The sequence below is a fragment of the Streptomyces fradiae genome (assembly GCF_041270065.1).
Lineage (GTDB): Bacteria > Actinomycetota > Actinomycetes > Streptomycetales > Streptomycetaceae > Streptomyces.
Genome location: NZ_CP065958.1, coordinates 7678059 through 7693304, shown reverse-complemented (window position 1 = coordinate 7693304; position 15246 = coordinate 7678059). Strand labels below are relative to the sequence as shown.

12 protein-coding genes and 1 pseudogene are annotated in these 15246 nt (G+C 75.1%); 9 read left to right on the top strand and 4 right to left on the bottom strand.

Annotated features, from left to right (window positions below; genetic code table 11):
* Nucleotides 1-149: 149 nt before the first annotated feature.
* The 3 genes from JAO84_RS34905 to JAO84_RS34895 are packed head-to-tail and all read left to right on the top strand — an operon-like array spanning nt 150 to nt 3052.
* Nucleotides 150-1019, top strand: a complete 870-nt coding sequence (locus JAO84_RS34905) for an AAA family ATPase (protein ID WP_370416463.1) — start codon at nt 150-152, stop codon at nt 1017-1019.
* The gene (locus JAO84_RS34900; protein WP_370416462.1) at nt 1016-2434 is read left to right on the top strand and encodes a VWA domain-containing protein; all 1419 of its coding nucleotides are present in this window, start codon (nt 1016-1018) and stop codon (nt 2432-2434) included. The genes JAO84_RS34905 and JAO84_RS34900 overlap by 4 nt, the downstream gene beginning before the upstream one ends.
* A 33-nt stretch (nt 2435-2467) precedes the next feature.
* Nucleotides 2468-3052 (top strand): nucleosidase, encoded by a 585-nt coding sequence (locus JAO84_RS34895; protein WP_370416461.1) that lies wholly within the window; start codon nt 2468-2470, stop codon nt 3050-3052.
* Between the two features lie 412 nt (nt 3053-3464).
* Here JAO84_RS34895 and JAO84_RS34890 read toward each other — a convergent pair whose 3' ends face one another.
* From JAO84_RS34890 to JAO84_RS34875, 4 genes are all read right to left on the bottom strand, one after another.
* Nucleotides 3465-5393, bottom strand: coding sequence for a CocE/NonD family hydrolase (locus JAO84_RS34890; RefSeq protein ID WP_370416460.1), 1929 nt, complete (start codon nt 5391-5393; stop codon nt 3465-3467).
* A gap of 240 nt (nt 5394-5633) precedes the next feature.
* Entirely contained in the window at nt 5634-6779 is a 1146-nt protein-coding gene (locus JAO84_RS34885) for a PP2C family protein-serine/threonine phosphatase (RefSeq protein WP_370416459.1), read from the bottom strand.
* A 1-nt stretch (nt 6780) separates the two neighbouring features.
* Nucleotides 6781-8325, bottom strand: a complete 1545-nt coding sequence (locus JAO84_RS34880) for an MFS transporter (protein ID WP_370416458.1) — start codon at nt 8323-8325, stop codon at nt 6781-6783.
* Nucleotides 8322-8987: a TetR/AcrR family transcriptional regulator gene (locus tag JAO84_RS34875; protein WP_370416457.1), complete on the bottom strand. Its 666-nt coding sequence runs from the start codon at nt 8985-8987 to the stop codon at nt 8322-8324. Before JAO84_RS34875 ends, JAO84_RS34880 begins: the two co-directional genes overlap by 4 nt.
* A 334-nt stretch (nt 8988-9321) precedes the next feature.
* Between JAO84_RS34875 and JAO84_RS34870 the strand changes: the two genes are divergently transcribed.
* The 6 genes and pseudogenes from JAO84_RS34870 to JAO84_RS34845 all read left to right on the top strand — a co-directional run bounded on the left by JAO84_RS34870 (nt 9322) and on the right by JAO84_RS34845 (nt 15210).
* On the top strand, nt 9322-9909 hold the full coding sequence (locus tag JAO84_RS34870; RefSeq protein WP_370416456.1) for a TMEM165/GDT1 family protein: 588 nt from the start codon (nt 9322-9324) through the stop codon (nt 9907-9909).
* Nucleotides 9910-10006: 97 nt separating this feature from the next.
* Nucleotides 10007-10624, top strand: a complete 618-nt coding sequence (locus JAO84_RS34865) for a TetR family transcriptional regulator (RefSeq protein WP_370416455.1) — start codon at nt 10007-10009, stop codon at nt 10622-10624.
* Nucleotides 10608-12290, top strand: a complete 1683-nt coding sequence (locus JAO84_RS34860; RefSeq protein WP_370416454.1) for an acyl-CoA dehydrogenase family protein — start codon at nt 10608-10610, stop codon at nt 12288-12290. The genes JAO84_RS34865 and JAO84_RS34860 overlap by 17 nt, the downstream gene beginning before the upstream one ends.
* A gap of 109 nt (nt 12291-12399) precedes the next feature.
* Complete coding sequence (locus JAO84_RS34855; protein ID WP_370416453.1) at nt 12400-13737, top strand: amidohydrolase; 1338 nt, start codon at nt 12400-12402, stop codon at nt 13735-13737.
* Nucleotides 13738-13832: 95 nt separating this feature from the next.
* Nucleotides 13833-14090 (top strand): annotated as a pseudogene (locus tag JAO84_RS34850) (polyprenyl synthetase); the annotation flags it as partial.
* A gap of 67 nt (nt 14091-14157) precedes the next feature.
* Nucleotides 14158-15210, top strand: a complete 1053-nt coding sequence (locus JAO84_RS34845; protein ID WP_370416452.1) for a polyprenyl synthetase family protein — start codon at nt 14158-14160, stop codon at nt 15208-15210.
* Nucleotides 15211-15246 lie beyond the last annotated feature (36 nt).

Sequence of the window (15246 nt, the reverse complement as noted above, 5' to 3'; positions counted from 1 at the left end):
TTCGCCTTCCCCCATTCCATCAGCGCCCCGCCCGCGCCGCGCGCGGCGCCCCTGGCGGCCCGATCCGGCTGGGGGCGTGACCGGCGGCATACCGGCCGGTAGGCTGGCTCTACTGGTGGGTAACCCAAGGGAACTCCGGGGGAACAGCAATGACGACCGGGTACTTCCGTTCCGTCGACGACGTCGCCGAGCGCCTCGCCGCGACCGGCTATCTGGCCTCGCCGGCCGTCGCGACCACGGTCTTCCTCGCCGACCGGCTCGGCAAGCCGCTGCTCGTCGAGGGCCCGGCCGGCGTCGGCAAGACGGAGCTGGCGAAGGCGGTCGCCGCCGTCGCCGGGGCGTGGCTGGTCCGGCTGCAGTGCTACGAGGGCGTGGACGAGGCCCGCGCGCTGTACGAGTGGAACCACGCAAAGCAGCTGCTGCGGATCACCGCGGGCCGCGACGAGAGCTGGGACGACGCCCGCACGGACATCTTCGGCGAGGAGTTCCTGCTGTCCCGCCCGCTGCTCACCGCCATCCGCTCCGACGAGCCGACCGTGCTGCTCGTCGACGAGACCGACAAGGCCGACGTCGAGATCGAGGGGCTGCTCCTGGAGGTGCTCAGCGACTTCCAGGTGACCGTGCCCGAGCTCGGCACCATCACCGCCACCCGCCGCCCCTTCGTCGTGCTCACCTCCAACGCCAGCCGTGAGCTCTCCGAGGCGCTGCGCCGCCGCTGTCTCTTCCTCCACATCGACTTCCCCGAGGCGGACCTGGAGCGCCGGATCGTCCGCGCCAAGGTGCCGGGTCTCGACGAGGCCCTGGTCGCCTCGGTGGTACGGGTGGTCGGCGCGCTGCGCGCGATGGACCTGCGCAAGGCGCCGTCCGTGGCGGAGACCGTCGACTGGGCCCGCACGCTGCTCGCGCTCGGCGCGGACACCCTCTCGGAGGACGTCGTCCGCGGCAGCCTCGGCGTGATCCTCAAGCACCAGGAGGACGTCCGGAAGGCGGCGGCGAAGCTCGACCTGGACACGCTGTGACCGCCCGCCCCGAGCCCGCCGCCCCGGCCGTCCCCGCCGCCCCCTCCACTCCTGGCGACCGGGTCACCGGCCTCGTACGGGCGCTGCGGGCCCACGGCTTCGGCATCGGTACGGGCGAGACCGTGGACGCAGCCGAGGCGCTCGCCGCGGTCGGCTTCGACGACCGCGAGCGGATGCGGGAGGCGCTGGCCGCGACGCTGCTGCACGGGGCGGGGCAGCGGCGGGTGTTCGACCGGGTCTTCGACCTGTACTTCCCGCTCGTCGAAGGGCGGGAGGAGGACGCCCCGGAGCCGGGCGCGCCTTCCGGTCCCGACGTGGCCGGGCTGCGCGACCGGCTCGCCGCCGCGCTCGCCGCGGGCGACGACGCCGCGCTGAACCTGCTGGCCGGCGAGGCCGTGGGCGCGCTCGGCGGCTTCGGTGCCACACCGGGCTCGGACGGCTGGTCCTCGTACCAGACGCTGTCCCGGCTGCGCCCCGAGACCCTGCTGGCACGGATCCGGGCGACGCTCCGGGGCGGCAGCGACGCCGAGCCGGAGTTCGCCGACCGGCTGACCGACGACGAGATCCGGCGGCGCATCGAGGACTTCCGGGAGCGGGTGCGGACCGAGGCGCGCCGCCGGGTGGCCCTGCGGCAGGGCCGCGACCGGGTGGCCCGGCGGGCGGTCGAGGCCACCCCGGACCGGATCGACTTCCTGCTCGCCGGCCGCGACCAGCTCGACGAGCTCCGGCGTACCGTGCGGCCGCTGGCCCGCAAGCTGGCCACCCGGCTCGCGGCCCGCCGGCGCCGGGCGGCGCGCGGCGAGATCGATCTGCGGCGCACCCTGCGGCGTTCGCTGTCCACCGGCGGTGTGCCGGTGCGGCCCGTGCTGCGCCGGCGGCGCCCGGGACGGCCCGAGCTGGTGCTGCTCTGCGACGTGTCCGGCTCGGTGGCCGGCTTCGCCCACTTCACGATGCTGCTCGTGCAGGCGCTGCACGACCGGTTCAGCCGGGTGCGGGTGTTCGCGTTCGTCAACCGGGTCGACGAGGTCACCGACCTGGTGGCCCGGGGCCGGGCCGACCCGGCCGGGCTCGGCGAGCGGATCCTCGCCGAGGCGACGCTGACCGGCTGGCACGGGCAGAGCGACTACGGGACGGCCCTCGGCGAGTTCGCCGAGCGGTACGTCGACGTGCTCGGCCCCCGGAGCGTGGTGTTCATCCTCGGCGACGCCCGCACCAACCGCAGCGACCCGAACCTCCCGGCCCTGAAGCTCATCGCGGACCGGGCCCGCCGGGTGTACTGGCTCAACCCGGAGCAGCCCGCGCTGTGGTCGACCGGCGACTCCGTGGCGCACGCCTACGCGGAGCTGGTCGAGATGCGTCCCTGCCGCAACGCGGCGCAGCTCGCCGAGCTCGTCGGACGGCTCCTTCCGGTCTGAGCCGATCGGGCGACAGCGGGTAGCGTGACCTGCATGGAACTCTTGGGTGAGATCACCGCCGGCCGTCCCCTGCTCGTCCTCGCGGTCAAGGAGGAGGCGCAGCACCTCGACACCGGCCTGCCGGTGCTCCTCACCGGCATGGGCAAGGTCAACGCGGCCACGGCGCTCGCCTCCGTCCTCGGGCGCGGCACCCGCCCCTCCGAGATCGTCAACCTCGGCACGGCGGGCGCGCTGCGCCCCGGCTGGACCGGCACGCATGTCGTCGGCACGGTCATCCAGCACGACTTCGACGGCGAGCTCCTCGCGACCCTCACCGGCGAGACGTACGGCGCGCCGATCGCCCTGCCCGCGGGCGGCGACGTGGTGCTCGCCACCGGCGACGCCTTCATCGCGGACGAGCCGTCCCGCGAACGCCTCGCCCTGCGCGCCACCCTGGTCGACATGGAGGGCTACGCCCTGGCCTCCGCCGCCGCCCTCGCCGGAGTCCCGCTGCGCATGGTGAAGCACGTCAGCGACGAGGCCGGCGAGGGCGCCGCCCGCAGCTGGCGCGACTCGGTCGCCGAATGCGCCCGCGCCCTCGCCGACTGGGCTGAGTCCAACACCCCGTACCGGAGCTGAGACCGCGCTACGGGTACGGGCAGGGGACCGGCGGCCCCGCGCGCCGGGGCCCCTGGGGCCGGGCCTGCGTCTCGCGCGGCATGGCCGCGAGGACGTCCTGCCGCGCGGCCTGAACGTCTGCCGCCGCGCCTCGACCCTGGCCCGCAGCCTCGCCCCTGCCGCGCAACCCCGGCCCGCCGGGGCCCGCTGCGTCACCGGGACCGCCTCACGCCTCACCTCGCCCCCGGCCCGCTCGCACCCGCCGCTCCTGCCTGCCCCGTCGGCGCCGCGGCGCGCCGACAGCAGCAGCCCGGCGCCCCCGGAGGCGCGCCCCAGCCCGTCGCGTGATCGCGACGGCGGTCGCCGGACCGGGTGACGCCGGAGGGGCCCGGGCGGTCCGCCCGGGTCCCTCCGCGTACACGAACGCGGCCGCTCAGCCCAGCGGCAGCGCCAGCACCGCCGGGGCGTCGTCGGACGCGCCGATGGTGGTCTGGGTCCAGACCGCGGCGACCTCCTCGGACACGTCCGCGTACAGCGGGTCCTTGCTGTCGATCACCAGCATCAGCCGGTGGCCCTCGGGGATGTCGTACGCGGCGGCCTGGAGCCGCCAGGTGACCCGCCGCTCCTGTCCGGGCGTCAGGTCCCGTACGTTCAGCGGCTCATGGGTGACGATCCGGCCGAGGCCTTCCTCGTCGACGTCGAGGAGGTGGGCGACGAGGGTCGCCGCGGGGGCCGTGGAGCGTACGGTCAGGCTCAGCTCCGGGATCCCGCGCACCCGGCGGGCGACCCCGGCCCCGTCCGCGGCCCCGTCCCCGTCCCCGTCCCCGTCCCCGGATGCAGCCGCGGACCCGGTCAGCGGCTCCGTCGTCCAGACCAGCGCGTGGATGCGGTCGATCTTCCGGGTGTCGTAGACCTTGGGGTTGCCGGCCCACTCCGCCTTTCCGGTCTCCATGATCTTGTCCATGGCGGTGGCCTCGGTGTCGACGCCCGCGATGAAGGACCGCTCCCAGGCGGGCGGTTCCGCTCCCTCACCCGGCGCGCCGCCCGGCCCGTCGGCGGGCACGAGACCGCCGTCGGCGCCTCCCGCGCCGCCGGCCGTCAGGGCGAGCAGCTCGGTGCCCGTCGTGACCTCGGACCAGTCGGCCCGGTCCTCGCGCCGCGCCGGTTCCACGATCTCGTTCTCGCCGGTCGGCCGGCCGGTCTCGGGGTCGCGCACCGGGACCGTGCGATAGGTGAACATGACCTGGTTGCTGACGGCGGCCCAGTCCTCCACGCCGTTGCGCTCGCCCCTGAGGTGGTGGTCGAGCCACGCGTACGCCTCGCGCATGGGGATGTTGACGTCACCGGGCTCGGCGGGCGGGGCGATCAGACCGCTGCCCTCGGGCACGGCGTGGTCGCCGATCCACATGTTGAGGCGTTTGGGCACGGTCAGCTCGTTGAAGGTCTCCAGGACCTGGTTGGCCGCGAACAGGCCCTCGTGCCAGGTGTTCGAGAAGAAGGTCGGCGTCCCCTTCTCGTTGGTCTCGGCGAGGTACGACCAGGGCGCGCGCTCCGTGCCCCACGCGACGACCTCCGCCATGTCCACACCCGCGTCGAACTTCGCCAGGATCTCCCGAGTCGGCTCGTCGAACTTCTCCTCGACCTTGCCGCCGGTCAGCCGTAGGAGCGCGGCGACGGCCGCGGTGTGGCGGACCCCGTTGTCGTACAGGCAGGTGGCGAGGTTGCCCCAGGTGCTGAGGGCGACCACGGCCTGGACCCGCTCGTCGTGGGCGGCGACCAGCTGGCTGATGCCGGAGCCGTACGACTCGCCCAGGAATCCGATGGCGCTCGGGCCGAAGTGCTCGACGGCGTGGTCGACGACCGCCGAGCCGTCGGCCCGGTCGTTCGGCCCGGCGACGTCGATGAAGCCCGGCGAGGTGGAGGACAGGCCCTTGAGGCCGAGGCCGCGGGGGGTGTAGGCGACGACGTGGTAGCCCTTGGCGGCCAGGGTGAGGTACGCGTACATGAAGAGCGCCCAGCCGAGCGGCTGCCAGCCGGCGGGCATGACGACCAGCGGGTGCGGGCCGGGGGCGGTCTGCCGGAGGGTGAAGGCGGAGAGCCGGAGGCCGTCGTGGGTCTCGATGCGCGGGAACCCCGGCACGGCCAGGCCGCGCACCCGGGCGACCAGGTCGGCGAGGGCGTCGGGGAGGAGCTCCGCCCGGGTCTCGTCCTCCAGGGCGGCGGCCAGGGTCTGTCCGAGGCGGGCGGCGTCGGGGTCGAGCCGCCCGTCGGCGGCCCACATGCCGCGCGCGGCGACCCGGGCGAGGTCGGCCTCGGTGACGGCCTCGCTGATGAACGAGCTGAAGGTGGTCTCGTCGGGCACGTGCACCCGTTCCTCTCGTCTGGTCCTGCAGTACGTGCGCCGGCGGCCCGCGGCGGAGAGGCCCGCGGCGGAGACATGGGAGGAGCCCGTGTGACGACGGGCCGCCGGCGCACGGTCAGCAAGCCTGGCCCATTGCGGACAGAGCCACCAGAGAGCGCATGAAGGGCGCGTGAGACACCCAACCGGGGCAGGAGCGACACCGGCTGCCCGGTTTCGCACGTTTGAAATGCCCCGGGCCCGTTACGGCAGGGCACCGGGCCGGGTCGGCGCGGACACGGCGGCCGGTTCCGGCGGGCGTACGAGGAGCAGCGCGGCCACGTCGTCGTCGAGGCCGGCCACGCCGTAGTCGGTGAGGTCCTGGTGGAGCAGCGGCAGGACCTGGTCGGCGGGCTCGTCGGTCCAGCCGCCGAGGCGGGCGCGCAGCGGATAGAACTCGCCCGCCCGGTCGCGGGTCTCGCTCACCCCGTCGGTGAAAAGCAGCAGCCGGTCGCCGGGCCCGAAGGGGACCTCCTCGACGACATGCCGCGAGGCGTACAGACCGGCGAGGTTGAGGGGCAGCGACGGGTCGGTGAAGGCCACCGGCCGGACCCGGCCGGCGTGCTGGAGCAGCGGCGCGGGGTGGCCGCAGCTGACAAGCCGGACGACGTCGCTGTCGTCGGGGAGTTCGAGGAGCAGGACGGTGGCGAAGCGTTCGGCGGCGTCGGAGTCGGGATCCCAGGCACCGTACTGCTGCAGGCCCGTTTCGAGGCGGTCGGCGAGGGCGGCCAGGTCGGGCGCGTCGGTGACGGAGGCGCGGTAGGAGCCGAGCAGCACGGAGGCGGTCTCGACGGCGCCGAGGCCCTTGCCCTGGACGTCGCCGAGCATGACGCGGACGCCGCCGGGGACCCGTACGGCCTCGTAGAAATCGCCGCCGATGCGGGCCTTGGCGGCGGCGGAGACGTAGAGGAGGTGGAGTTCGACCCGGCCGAGGCGCGGGGGCAGCGGGCGCAGCAGCACCCGCTGGACCACTTCGGCGACGGCGGTCACCTCGCTCAGGTCGCGTTCGTAGCGGGTGCGGACCTGGCTCACCCAGACGGACGCGGCGATGACGGCCGCCAGGACGAGTTCGGCGGAGACGGTGTCGGTGGACGGATCGCCCTGGACCACGGCCAGGACGAGCCGGAGCACCATGGCGAGGATTCCGACGACGAGGGTGCCGCGGACGTTCCAGGTGATGGCGGCGAGCGCCGGACCGATCACGAGCAGGCGGTCGAAGTGCTGCGTCTCGGCGGTGATCAGGTCGGCGACGACGACCAGGACGAGGGCCAGGAAGGGCAGCGCGAGACCGAGGTTGAACTGGGTGCGCGTCCCCGTCGTGCCGGGAAGGCGGTGACCACCGGAGGGCATCTCATGATCGTACGTTCGGGGCGGCGGCGGAGCCTGTTGTGGCGGGCCCGCTGGCGTGTCCGGCGGGCTCGCCGGCGGGTCCGGCGGGCTCACCCGCGGGCCGGTCGGGCCCCGGCAGGGCGAGGGCGGCGGGGACGGCGAGCGCGGCGGCCGCGGCGAGGGCGGGCAGGGCGGTGCCGGACGGCAGGAGCACGCTCGCGAGGGCGACACCGAGGACGGGGCCGGTGTTCATCGCGGTCTGCTGGAGCCCGCCGGCCACCCCGGCGTGTTCCTCGGCGGCCCGGTGCACGACCACGGAGGTGGCCGTCACCATCACGGCCCCGAACCCGGCGCCGATCAGGGCCGCGCAGGCGCCGGTGGCGAGCGCGTTGCCGGTGACCTCGGGCCGGGCGAGCAGCAGCACCCCGGCGGCGAGCAGCCCGGCCCCGGTGGTGGCGGTGCGCCGCGCCCCGTACCGCTTGGCGAGGACGGCGCTGACCGGCGCGCCGACGATCATCAGGAGGGCGAGCGGCACCATCCGCAGGGCGGTCGGCAGCGGTCCGAGGCCGAGGGTGTCCTGGAAGAGGTACGTGGCGGTGAACAGCGTCCCCGAGAGCGCCGCCGACACCGCGAGCAGCGCCCCGAGCCCGGCGGCGACCGGTCCCCGCCGCAGCATCCCGGGCGGCACCAGCGGCTCCGGCGCGCGCCGCTCGTGGCGGAAGAAGGCGATGCCGGCCGTGACGGCGACGGCGAGCGCGGGCAGGGCGCCGGCGGCGGGCCCGTGGACGAGCCCCTGGACGAGGGCGGCGAGCGCGAGGCCGAGCAGGGCGGCGCCGGGCAGGTCGAGGGCACGGAGGGCGGCGAGGGCGGGACGGGACGGGCCCGCCGGGCCCGCCGGGGGCGGGGTGCCGCGCTTGAGGCGCGCTGCCTGGCTTCGCCGGCGGGAACCCCACCCGGGCGAAGCTGATGCAGGGTTGCCGGCCCGGCCGTGGCCGGAGCGGCCCGGCGCGGCCTCCTCGTACGGCACCGCGAGGCAGAGCAGGGCGATGGCGAGGGTCGGCGGGACGCCGAGCAGGAACACCGCGCGCCAGCCGTACGCGTCGACCAGCGCGCCGCCGATCAGCGGGCCGGCCGCCGCGGCAAGTCCGATGACGCTGGTGCGCACGGCGACGGGCATGCCGAGCCGGTCGGGCGGATAGACGGCGCGCAGCATGCCGAGGGTGGCGGGCTGCAGCAGCGCGCCCGCCACGCCCTGGAGGACGCGCAGGGCGACGACCCAGCCGATGCCGGGCGCGGCGGCGATTCCGGCGGAGGCGCCGGCGAAGCCGAGGCAGCCGACGACGAAGAGCCGGCGGTGCCCGTAGCGGTCGCCGAGCCGCCCGGCGAAGACCAGCAGGCTCGCGACGGCGACCAGATAGCCGGTGCTGGTCCACTGCACCTGGCCGGTGTCCGCGCCGAGGTCGCGCTGCAGCACGGGCTGGGCGATCGTCAGGACCGTGCCGTCGAGGGCGACGACGCCGGCGCCTATGACGCTGCAGGCGAAGGCGACGTGCCGGCGCGGGCTCATCGGGCACCTCCGGCCGGGGCGGCGGACGCGGACGGTCCGGCCGCCCCGTCCGCCCGCCCGAGGTGGGCGTCGAGCGCGGCGGCGAGCAGCGGTGCCGGGTCCTCCGCGCCGGTGGCGAGGCGCAGGCTGCCCCAGCGCCACAGCTGGGCGATGCCGTGCAGGTTGGCCCACAGGGCACCGGTGGCGGCGACCGGGTCGGCGGTGGCCGGGCGGGCGGCCGCGACCAGGTCGGTGAGGTGGGCGAACAGCGGGAGGCTGAGGTCGCGCAGGCCGAGCCGGCCGCTCTCCAGGAGGTCGTGCCGGAACATCAGCTCGTACATCCCGCCCCGCTCCCGGACGAAGTCCAGGTAGCAGCGGGCGAGCGCCTCGATCCGGGCGCGCGGCGCGCCCGCCGGGTCGTCCGCTTCCGTCACACGCGCGCCCAGTTCGGCGAAGCCCTCGCGGGCGATGGCGGAGAGCAGGTCGAGGTGGGTGGGGAAGTGGCGGCGGGGCGCGCCGTGGGAGACCCCGGCGCGGCGGGCGATCTCCCGGAGGGTGAGCGCCTGGGCGCCCTCGGCGTCGACGAGTTCGACGCCGGTGCGGACGAGGCGGTCGCGCAGGGTCTCCTCGGGGGCGGCGGAGGATGCGCCTTCCGGGCGGTGCTGTGGTGCGTCTGCGGGCATGGGGCCTGTCTATCCGATCTTCGTAGACACTGTCTACTTCCCTTCACGCAGCCTGCTCGACAGCGTCCACGAACCCGAGACACGAGGTCGGATACACTGGTGGGCAGCGAAGGGGAGTAGCCCTGCGAACCGGTCGTCGACACACTGGAACCCCCGGGTTCCCGGTGACCGGGTCCGCGCGGACAGCGCGGGCGGGCGAGACCTTCGGCCAGGCAGTACGCCGCGTCCGCATTCCGTGGGCGTGGTTCGTCATGCCGGGCCGAGTGGTCCTCCCGTCGCCCGCCGAGGCGCCGTGTCGGTCCCGGGCCCGGCCGAGCAGAGAGCCTCTCCGGTTATGCATCTCGACCCCTTGGCGATCGTCACCGCCTTCGGGCTGATCTTCCTCGCCGAGCTCCCCGACAAGACGATGTTCGCGTCCCTCGCGATGGGCACGCGGATGCGTCCGCTGTACGTCTGGTTCGGCACCTCGTCCGCGTTCATCGTGCACGTGGCCATCGCCGTCGGCGCCGGCAGCCTCATCGGGCTGCTGCCCGGCTGGACCGTCAAGCTGGTCTCGGCCCTCCTGTTCGGCTTCGGCGCCTTCATGCTGCTGCGCGGCGGCGGGGACGACGACAACGAGGACGAGGCGGGCGGCAGGACGGTCACCGGCTTCTGGCCGGTCTACTCGACCGCCTTCATGGCCGTGTTCATCAGCGAGTGGGGCGACCTGACCCAGATCACCACCGCCAACCTCGCCGCCACCAACGGCACCTGGTCCACCGCCATCGGCTCCGCCGCCGCCCTGATGACCGTCTCGGCGCTCGCCCTGATCGCCGGCCGGTTCATCGCCAAGCGGGTCCCGCTGAAGACGGTGCAGCGGATCGGCGGCGTCTGCATGGCCGGTCTCGCCCTGTGGTCGTTCGTGGAGATCTTCACCGGCTGACCCCGGAGCCGGACCGGGCCGCCCATCCCCCGCCCCCTCCCGCGGCGGCCCGGCGCGGACCCTTGCTGAAGCTGTGAATCACTGCTTCACTTCTTGCATGGTCTACCGCCGCACGCCCGCCGTCCAGGCCCGTCTCGACGCACAGCGCACCGCCGTCGTCGAGGCGGGCCTCGGTCTGCTCGCCGAACACGGCTACGCCGGCTGCACCGTGGCCGCCGTCGCCGCGCGGGCGGGCATCGCGACCGGAAGCGTGTACCGCCACTTCCCCAGCAAGGCCGAGCTGTCCGTGGAGCTGTTCCGGACCGTCGTGGAGCGCGAGGTGGCCGCGGTCACCGAGGCCGCCGCGCTCGGCGCCCACCGGACGGCCGCCGACCGGGTCGTGGCGGTCATCGAGACCTTCGCGCGCCGCGCCCTCAAGGCGCCGCGCCTCGCCTACGCGCTGCTCGCCGAGCCGGTCGACCCGGCCGTCGACGCCGAACGCCTGGTCTTCCGGCGCGCGTTCCGCGACGTCTTCGCCGAACGGATCACGGACGGGGTACGGGCCGGCGAACTGCCGCCCCAGGACGCCGTCCTGACCGCCTCCGCGCTCGTCGGCGCGGGCGCGGAGGCGCTGATCGGCCCCTTGACGGGCGGGGCCCCCGGGCCCGGCACCGTCCCCGCACTGGTCACCTTCACCCTGCGAGCCCTGGGAGTTCCCGATGCCGACCACGCATGAGGTCACCAACCAAGTTCCGCCGCTCACCGGTTACGACGTCGCCGGCGACCCGGCGCTCCTGGAGGCGCTGCGCCGCGAGGGCGCCGGCTGGGCCGAGGACGAGGTGCGCGAGCTCGGCCGGCTCGCCGGTGACGCCCGGGCCCAGGAGTGGGGGCGGCTCGCCGAGCGCCACTCCCCCGTCCTGCGCACCCACGACCGCTACGGGCACCGGATCGACGAGGTCGAGTTCCACCCGTACTGGCACGAGCTGATGACCACGGCCGTCCGGCACGGCCTGCACGCGGCGCCGTGGGCCGACGAGCGGCCCGGCGCGCACGTGGCCCGCGCCGCGAAGGTGTTCGTCTGGGGCCAGGCCGACGCGGGGCACCTGTGCCCGGTCTCCATGACGTACGCCGCCGTGCCCGCGCTGCGCGCCGAGCCGGAGCTCGCCGCCGTGTACGAGCCGCTGCTGACCTCCACGACGTACGACTTCGGCCTGCGGGTGCCGACGGAGAAGCGCGGGATCATCGCCGGCATGTCGATGACCGAGAAGCAGGGCGGCTCGGACGTGCGCGCCAACACCACCCGGGCGGTGCCGACCGGCGAGCCCGGGACGTACGCGCTGACCGGGCACAAGTGGTTCACCTCGGCGCCGATGTCGGACGTCTTCCTCACCCTCGCGCAGGTGCCTGGGGGTACCTCCCGTGCCGAAGGCCACGGGGGAGGGCTCTCCTGCTTCCTGGTGCCGCGGGTGCTGCCCGACGGCTCGCGCAACGCGATCCGGCTGCAGCGGCTGAAGGACAAGCTGGGCAACCGGTCGAACGCCTCCAGCGAGATCGAGTACGAGGGCGCGCTCGGGCGGCTCGTCGGAGAGGAGGGCCGCGGGGTCGCCACCATCATCCGCATGGTGAACATGACCCGGCTCGACTGCGCGATCAGCTCGGCGTCCGGGATGCGGCTCGGCCTCGTGCAGGCGGTGCACCACGCCACCCACCGGAGCGCGTTCGGCGCCCGGCTCGTCGAGCAGCCGCTGATGACCAATGTGCTCGCCGACCTCGCGGTCGAGGCCGAGGCCGCGACCCTCGCCGCGCTGCGGCTCGCGGGCGCCGTGGACCGGGCGGCCGCCGGCGACGCGCAGGAGGACCAGTTGCGCCGGCTCGGGCTCGCCGTCACCAAGTACTGGGTGTGCAAGCGGGCCCCCGTCCACGCGGCCGAGGCTCTGGAGTGCCTGGGCGGCAACGGCTATGTGGAGGACTCCGACCTGCCCCGGCTCTACCGCGAGTCGCCGCTGCCCTCCATCTGGGAGGGCTCGGGCAACGTGGCCGCGCTCGATGTGCTGCGCGCGATGGCGAAGCAGCCGGCCGCCGTGGAGGCCTTCTTCGCCGAGGTGGACCTCGCGGCCGGCGCCGACCGGCGGCTGGACGCGGCGGTCGCCCGGCTCCGCAAGGACCTGGCCGGTCTGGACGACCCGGCGGCCCTGCAGTTCCGGGCCCGCCGTCTGGTCGAGCACCTCGCCCTCGTGCTGCAGGGCTCGCTGCTCGTCCGGCACGGGCACCCGGCGGTCGCCGACGCCTTCTGCGCCTCGCGCCTGGACGGCGACTGGGGCATCGCCTTCGGGACCCTGCCGCACGGCGTGGACACGGCGGCGATCCTGGAACGCGCGGCGCCGGTGTTCCCGGGCGCCTGACCCGGAGCGTGCGCCGTACGGCCGTCCTCGCCGCGAGGGCGGCCGCGGCGTGCCAGGCTGGGCGCGAGCGGGACGTCCGTCCCTGGAACCGATCCCTACGGAGGCCCTGGTGAGCACGGACCCGACGGCGGAGCCCACGGCGGAACCGACGCACGACGAGATCCGCGGCGCGCTCGACCGGGCGGCGGAGGCGACGGCCGGGCAGGTCGTCGCCTGGCGCCACCATCTGCACCGCAATCCGGAGCTTTCCAACCGCGAGGAGAAGACGGCGGCCCTGGTCGCCGGCCATCTGCGGTCGCTCGGCCTGGACGAGGTACGCACGGGGATCGCGGGCCACGGGGTGGTGGGGGTGCTGCGCGGCGGCCGGCCGGGGGCGCGGACGGTGGCGCTGCGCGCGGACATCGACGCCCTGCCGGTGAAGGACCTGTGCGGCGCCGACTTCGCGTCGGAGACGGTCGACGCGGACTATCCGGGCGGCCCGTTCCCGGTCTCGCACGCCTGCGGGCACGACTGCCACACGGCCATGCTGATGGGCGCGGCGAGCGTGCTCGCCGGGGTGCGCGAACGGCTGCCCGGCACCGTCCTGTTCGTGTTCCAGCCGGCCGAGGAGGGCCCGCCGGTCGACGAGGACGGCGGGGCGCGGGCGATGCTGGCGGCGGGCGCGTGCGCCGACCCGGTGCCGAGCATGGTGTTCGGCCTGCACGTCACGCCGTATCCCAAGGGGTACGTGGGCTACCGGATCGGCAACCAGTACGCCGCGTCGACGCTGGTGCGGATCGTCGTCACCGGGCATCAGACGCACGGCTCCACGCCCTGGCAGGGGATCGACCCGATGCCGGCAGCGGGCGGGATCCTCACCGGAATCGGCCAGATCTACCGTCAGGTCTCCGCGTTCGACCCGGTGACCGTGTCCATCGGGCACGTGGAGGACGTCGGCCGGTTCAACATCATCGGCCAGACCGTCACCCTGTGGGGCACCGTGCGCTGCGCGGTGGAGTCGGACATGGCCGAGGTGCAGCGGCGGCTCGCCGTGCTCGCCGAGCACACGGCCGCCGCGTACGGGGCGACGGCCGCGGTCGACTTCCTGCAGCCGGTGCCGCCGGTCCACAACTCGGCCGCGTGGGTGGCGGCGGGCCTGCCGACGCTGCGCCGGGTGGTGGGCGAGGAGCGGGTGGTGGAGACCGGGGGCACCCTCGGCTACGACGACGTGTCCGAGTTCGTGAACCGCTTCGGCGGCCTCTATGTGATGCTCGGCGTGCAGGACGCCACCCTCGACGCGGCGGGCCGTCCGGTGCCGGTCCCCGGCGGCCGTGGCCTGGTCACCAACCACAACCCGCGCTTCTATGCGGACGACGACACCCTGGTGACCGGGGTCCGGCTGCACGCGCACATGGCGTACGCGCATCTGACCGGCGCGCTGACCGTCGGCTCCGCCGAGGTGGCCTGATCCGTTTCACCCGTTGGTGAGTTCCCCGTACGCACCGCCGGACGCGCCCCCACCCTGGTCCGCGACCACGGCGGATCACGGAGAACGGGAACGGTGTGACACGGGAGAGCGGCAGGGACGAGCAGGCGGTGCTGCTTGTGGCGGGGCTCGCGGACCTCGCGGTGAGCACGCTGGGTTCGGCCCTGGGGACGGTACGGGGGCTGTTACGGCGCTCCGACACGGCGCAGCTGGTCGAGGACGCCGAGCAGGACCTGCGGGCGCGCGGGCGGCTCGCCCTCGACCGGTACGCGGCGGTGCCGCCGGCGCATCTGGAGGTGCTCGCCCAGCACGTCCTGAGCCGGCGCGGGGCGGACACGAGCGCGGACACTGCTGCGGCTACGGCTACGGCTACGGCTACGGGCACGGCTGCGGTTCCGGGCGATGACGACTGAGGCCTGGGAGGCGGGCGCCTTCCGGGCCCGGATCGACGAGGTGCTGCACCGTTTCGTCGCCGAGGAGGCCGACCTCCTGGTGGACGTCGATGCCTCGCTCGGGCCGGTCGCCGCCGAGCTGGAGGCGGCGGTCGCGCACGGCAAGCGGCTGCGGGCGGCGTTCTGCTACTGGGGCTGGCGCGGCGCCGGGCAGCCGGACAGCGAGGCGCTGCTGCGCGCGGCGGCGTCCATGGAGCTGGTGCACGCGGCGGCCGTGGTGCACGACGACCTGATCGACGACAGCCCGCTGCGGCACGGGCGGCCCACGGCGCACCGGGCGCTGCGCGCCGCCGTGCCGCACCATCCGCGGGGCGGCGGCGCCGCCCGGTCGCTCGCGATGCTGGTCGGGGACCTGCTGATGTCGCTTGCCGGGCAGCTGTTCGTGACCAGCGGGCTGCCCGCCGCGTACCTGTCGCGGGCCCGGCCGCTGTGGGCGGCGCTGGCACGGGACCTGGTCGCGGGCGAGTGTCTGGAGATCCTGCGCACGGGCGCGGCTCCCGACACCGCCGCCTCGCTCAAGGTGGTCCGCTACAAGACCGCCAAGTACACGGTGGAACAGCCGCTGTTGATCGGCGGCACGCTGGCCGGGGCCGCACCGCGGCTGAGCCAGGGCTACTCCGCGTACGCGCTGCCGCTCGGGGAGGCGTTCCAGCTGCGGGACGACCTGCTCGGCCTGTTCGGCGACCCGGCCCGTACCGGCAAGGCCGACGACGACGATCTGCGCGGGCGGCGGCCCACCGCGCTGCTCGCCGAGACCTGGCGGCTCGCCGACCCGGCCCAGCGGGGGCGGCTGACCGCGCTGCTCGCCGACGAGAAGGGCGACGAGGGCCTGGACGAGGTGCGGGCGCTGATGCGCGGAGTGCGGGCGCCGGAGCGCGTGGAGGCCATGATCGCGGCCCGGGTCGACGAGGCTTTGGGCGCGCTCGACGGTCTCGACGCGCCGCGCGCCACGGTCGCCGCGCTCACCTCGCTGGCCCACTCGGCGTCGACCCGGTTGTCCTGACCGCCTCCCCCTCCCCACGACCGCTCCGAAGGAGTC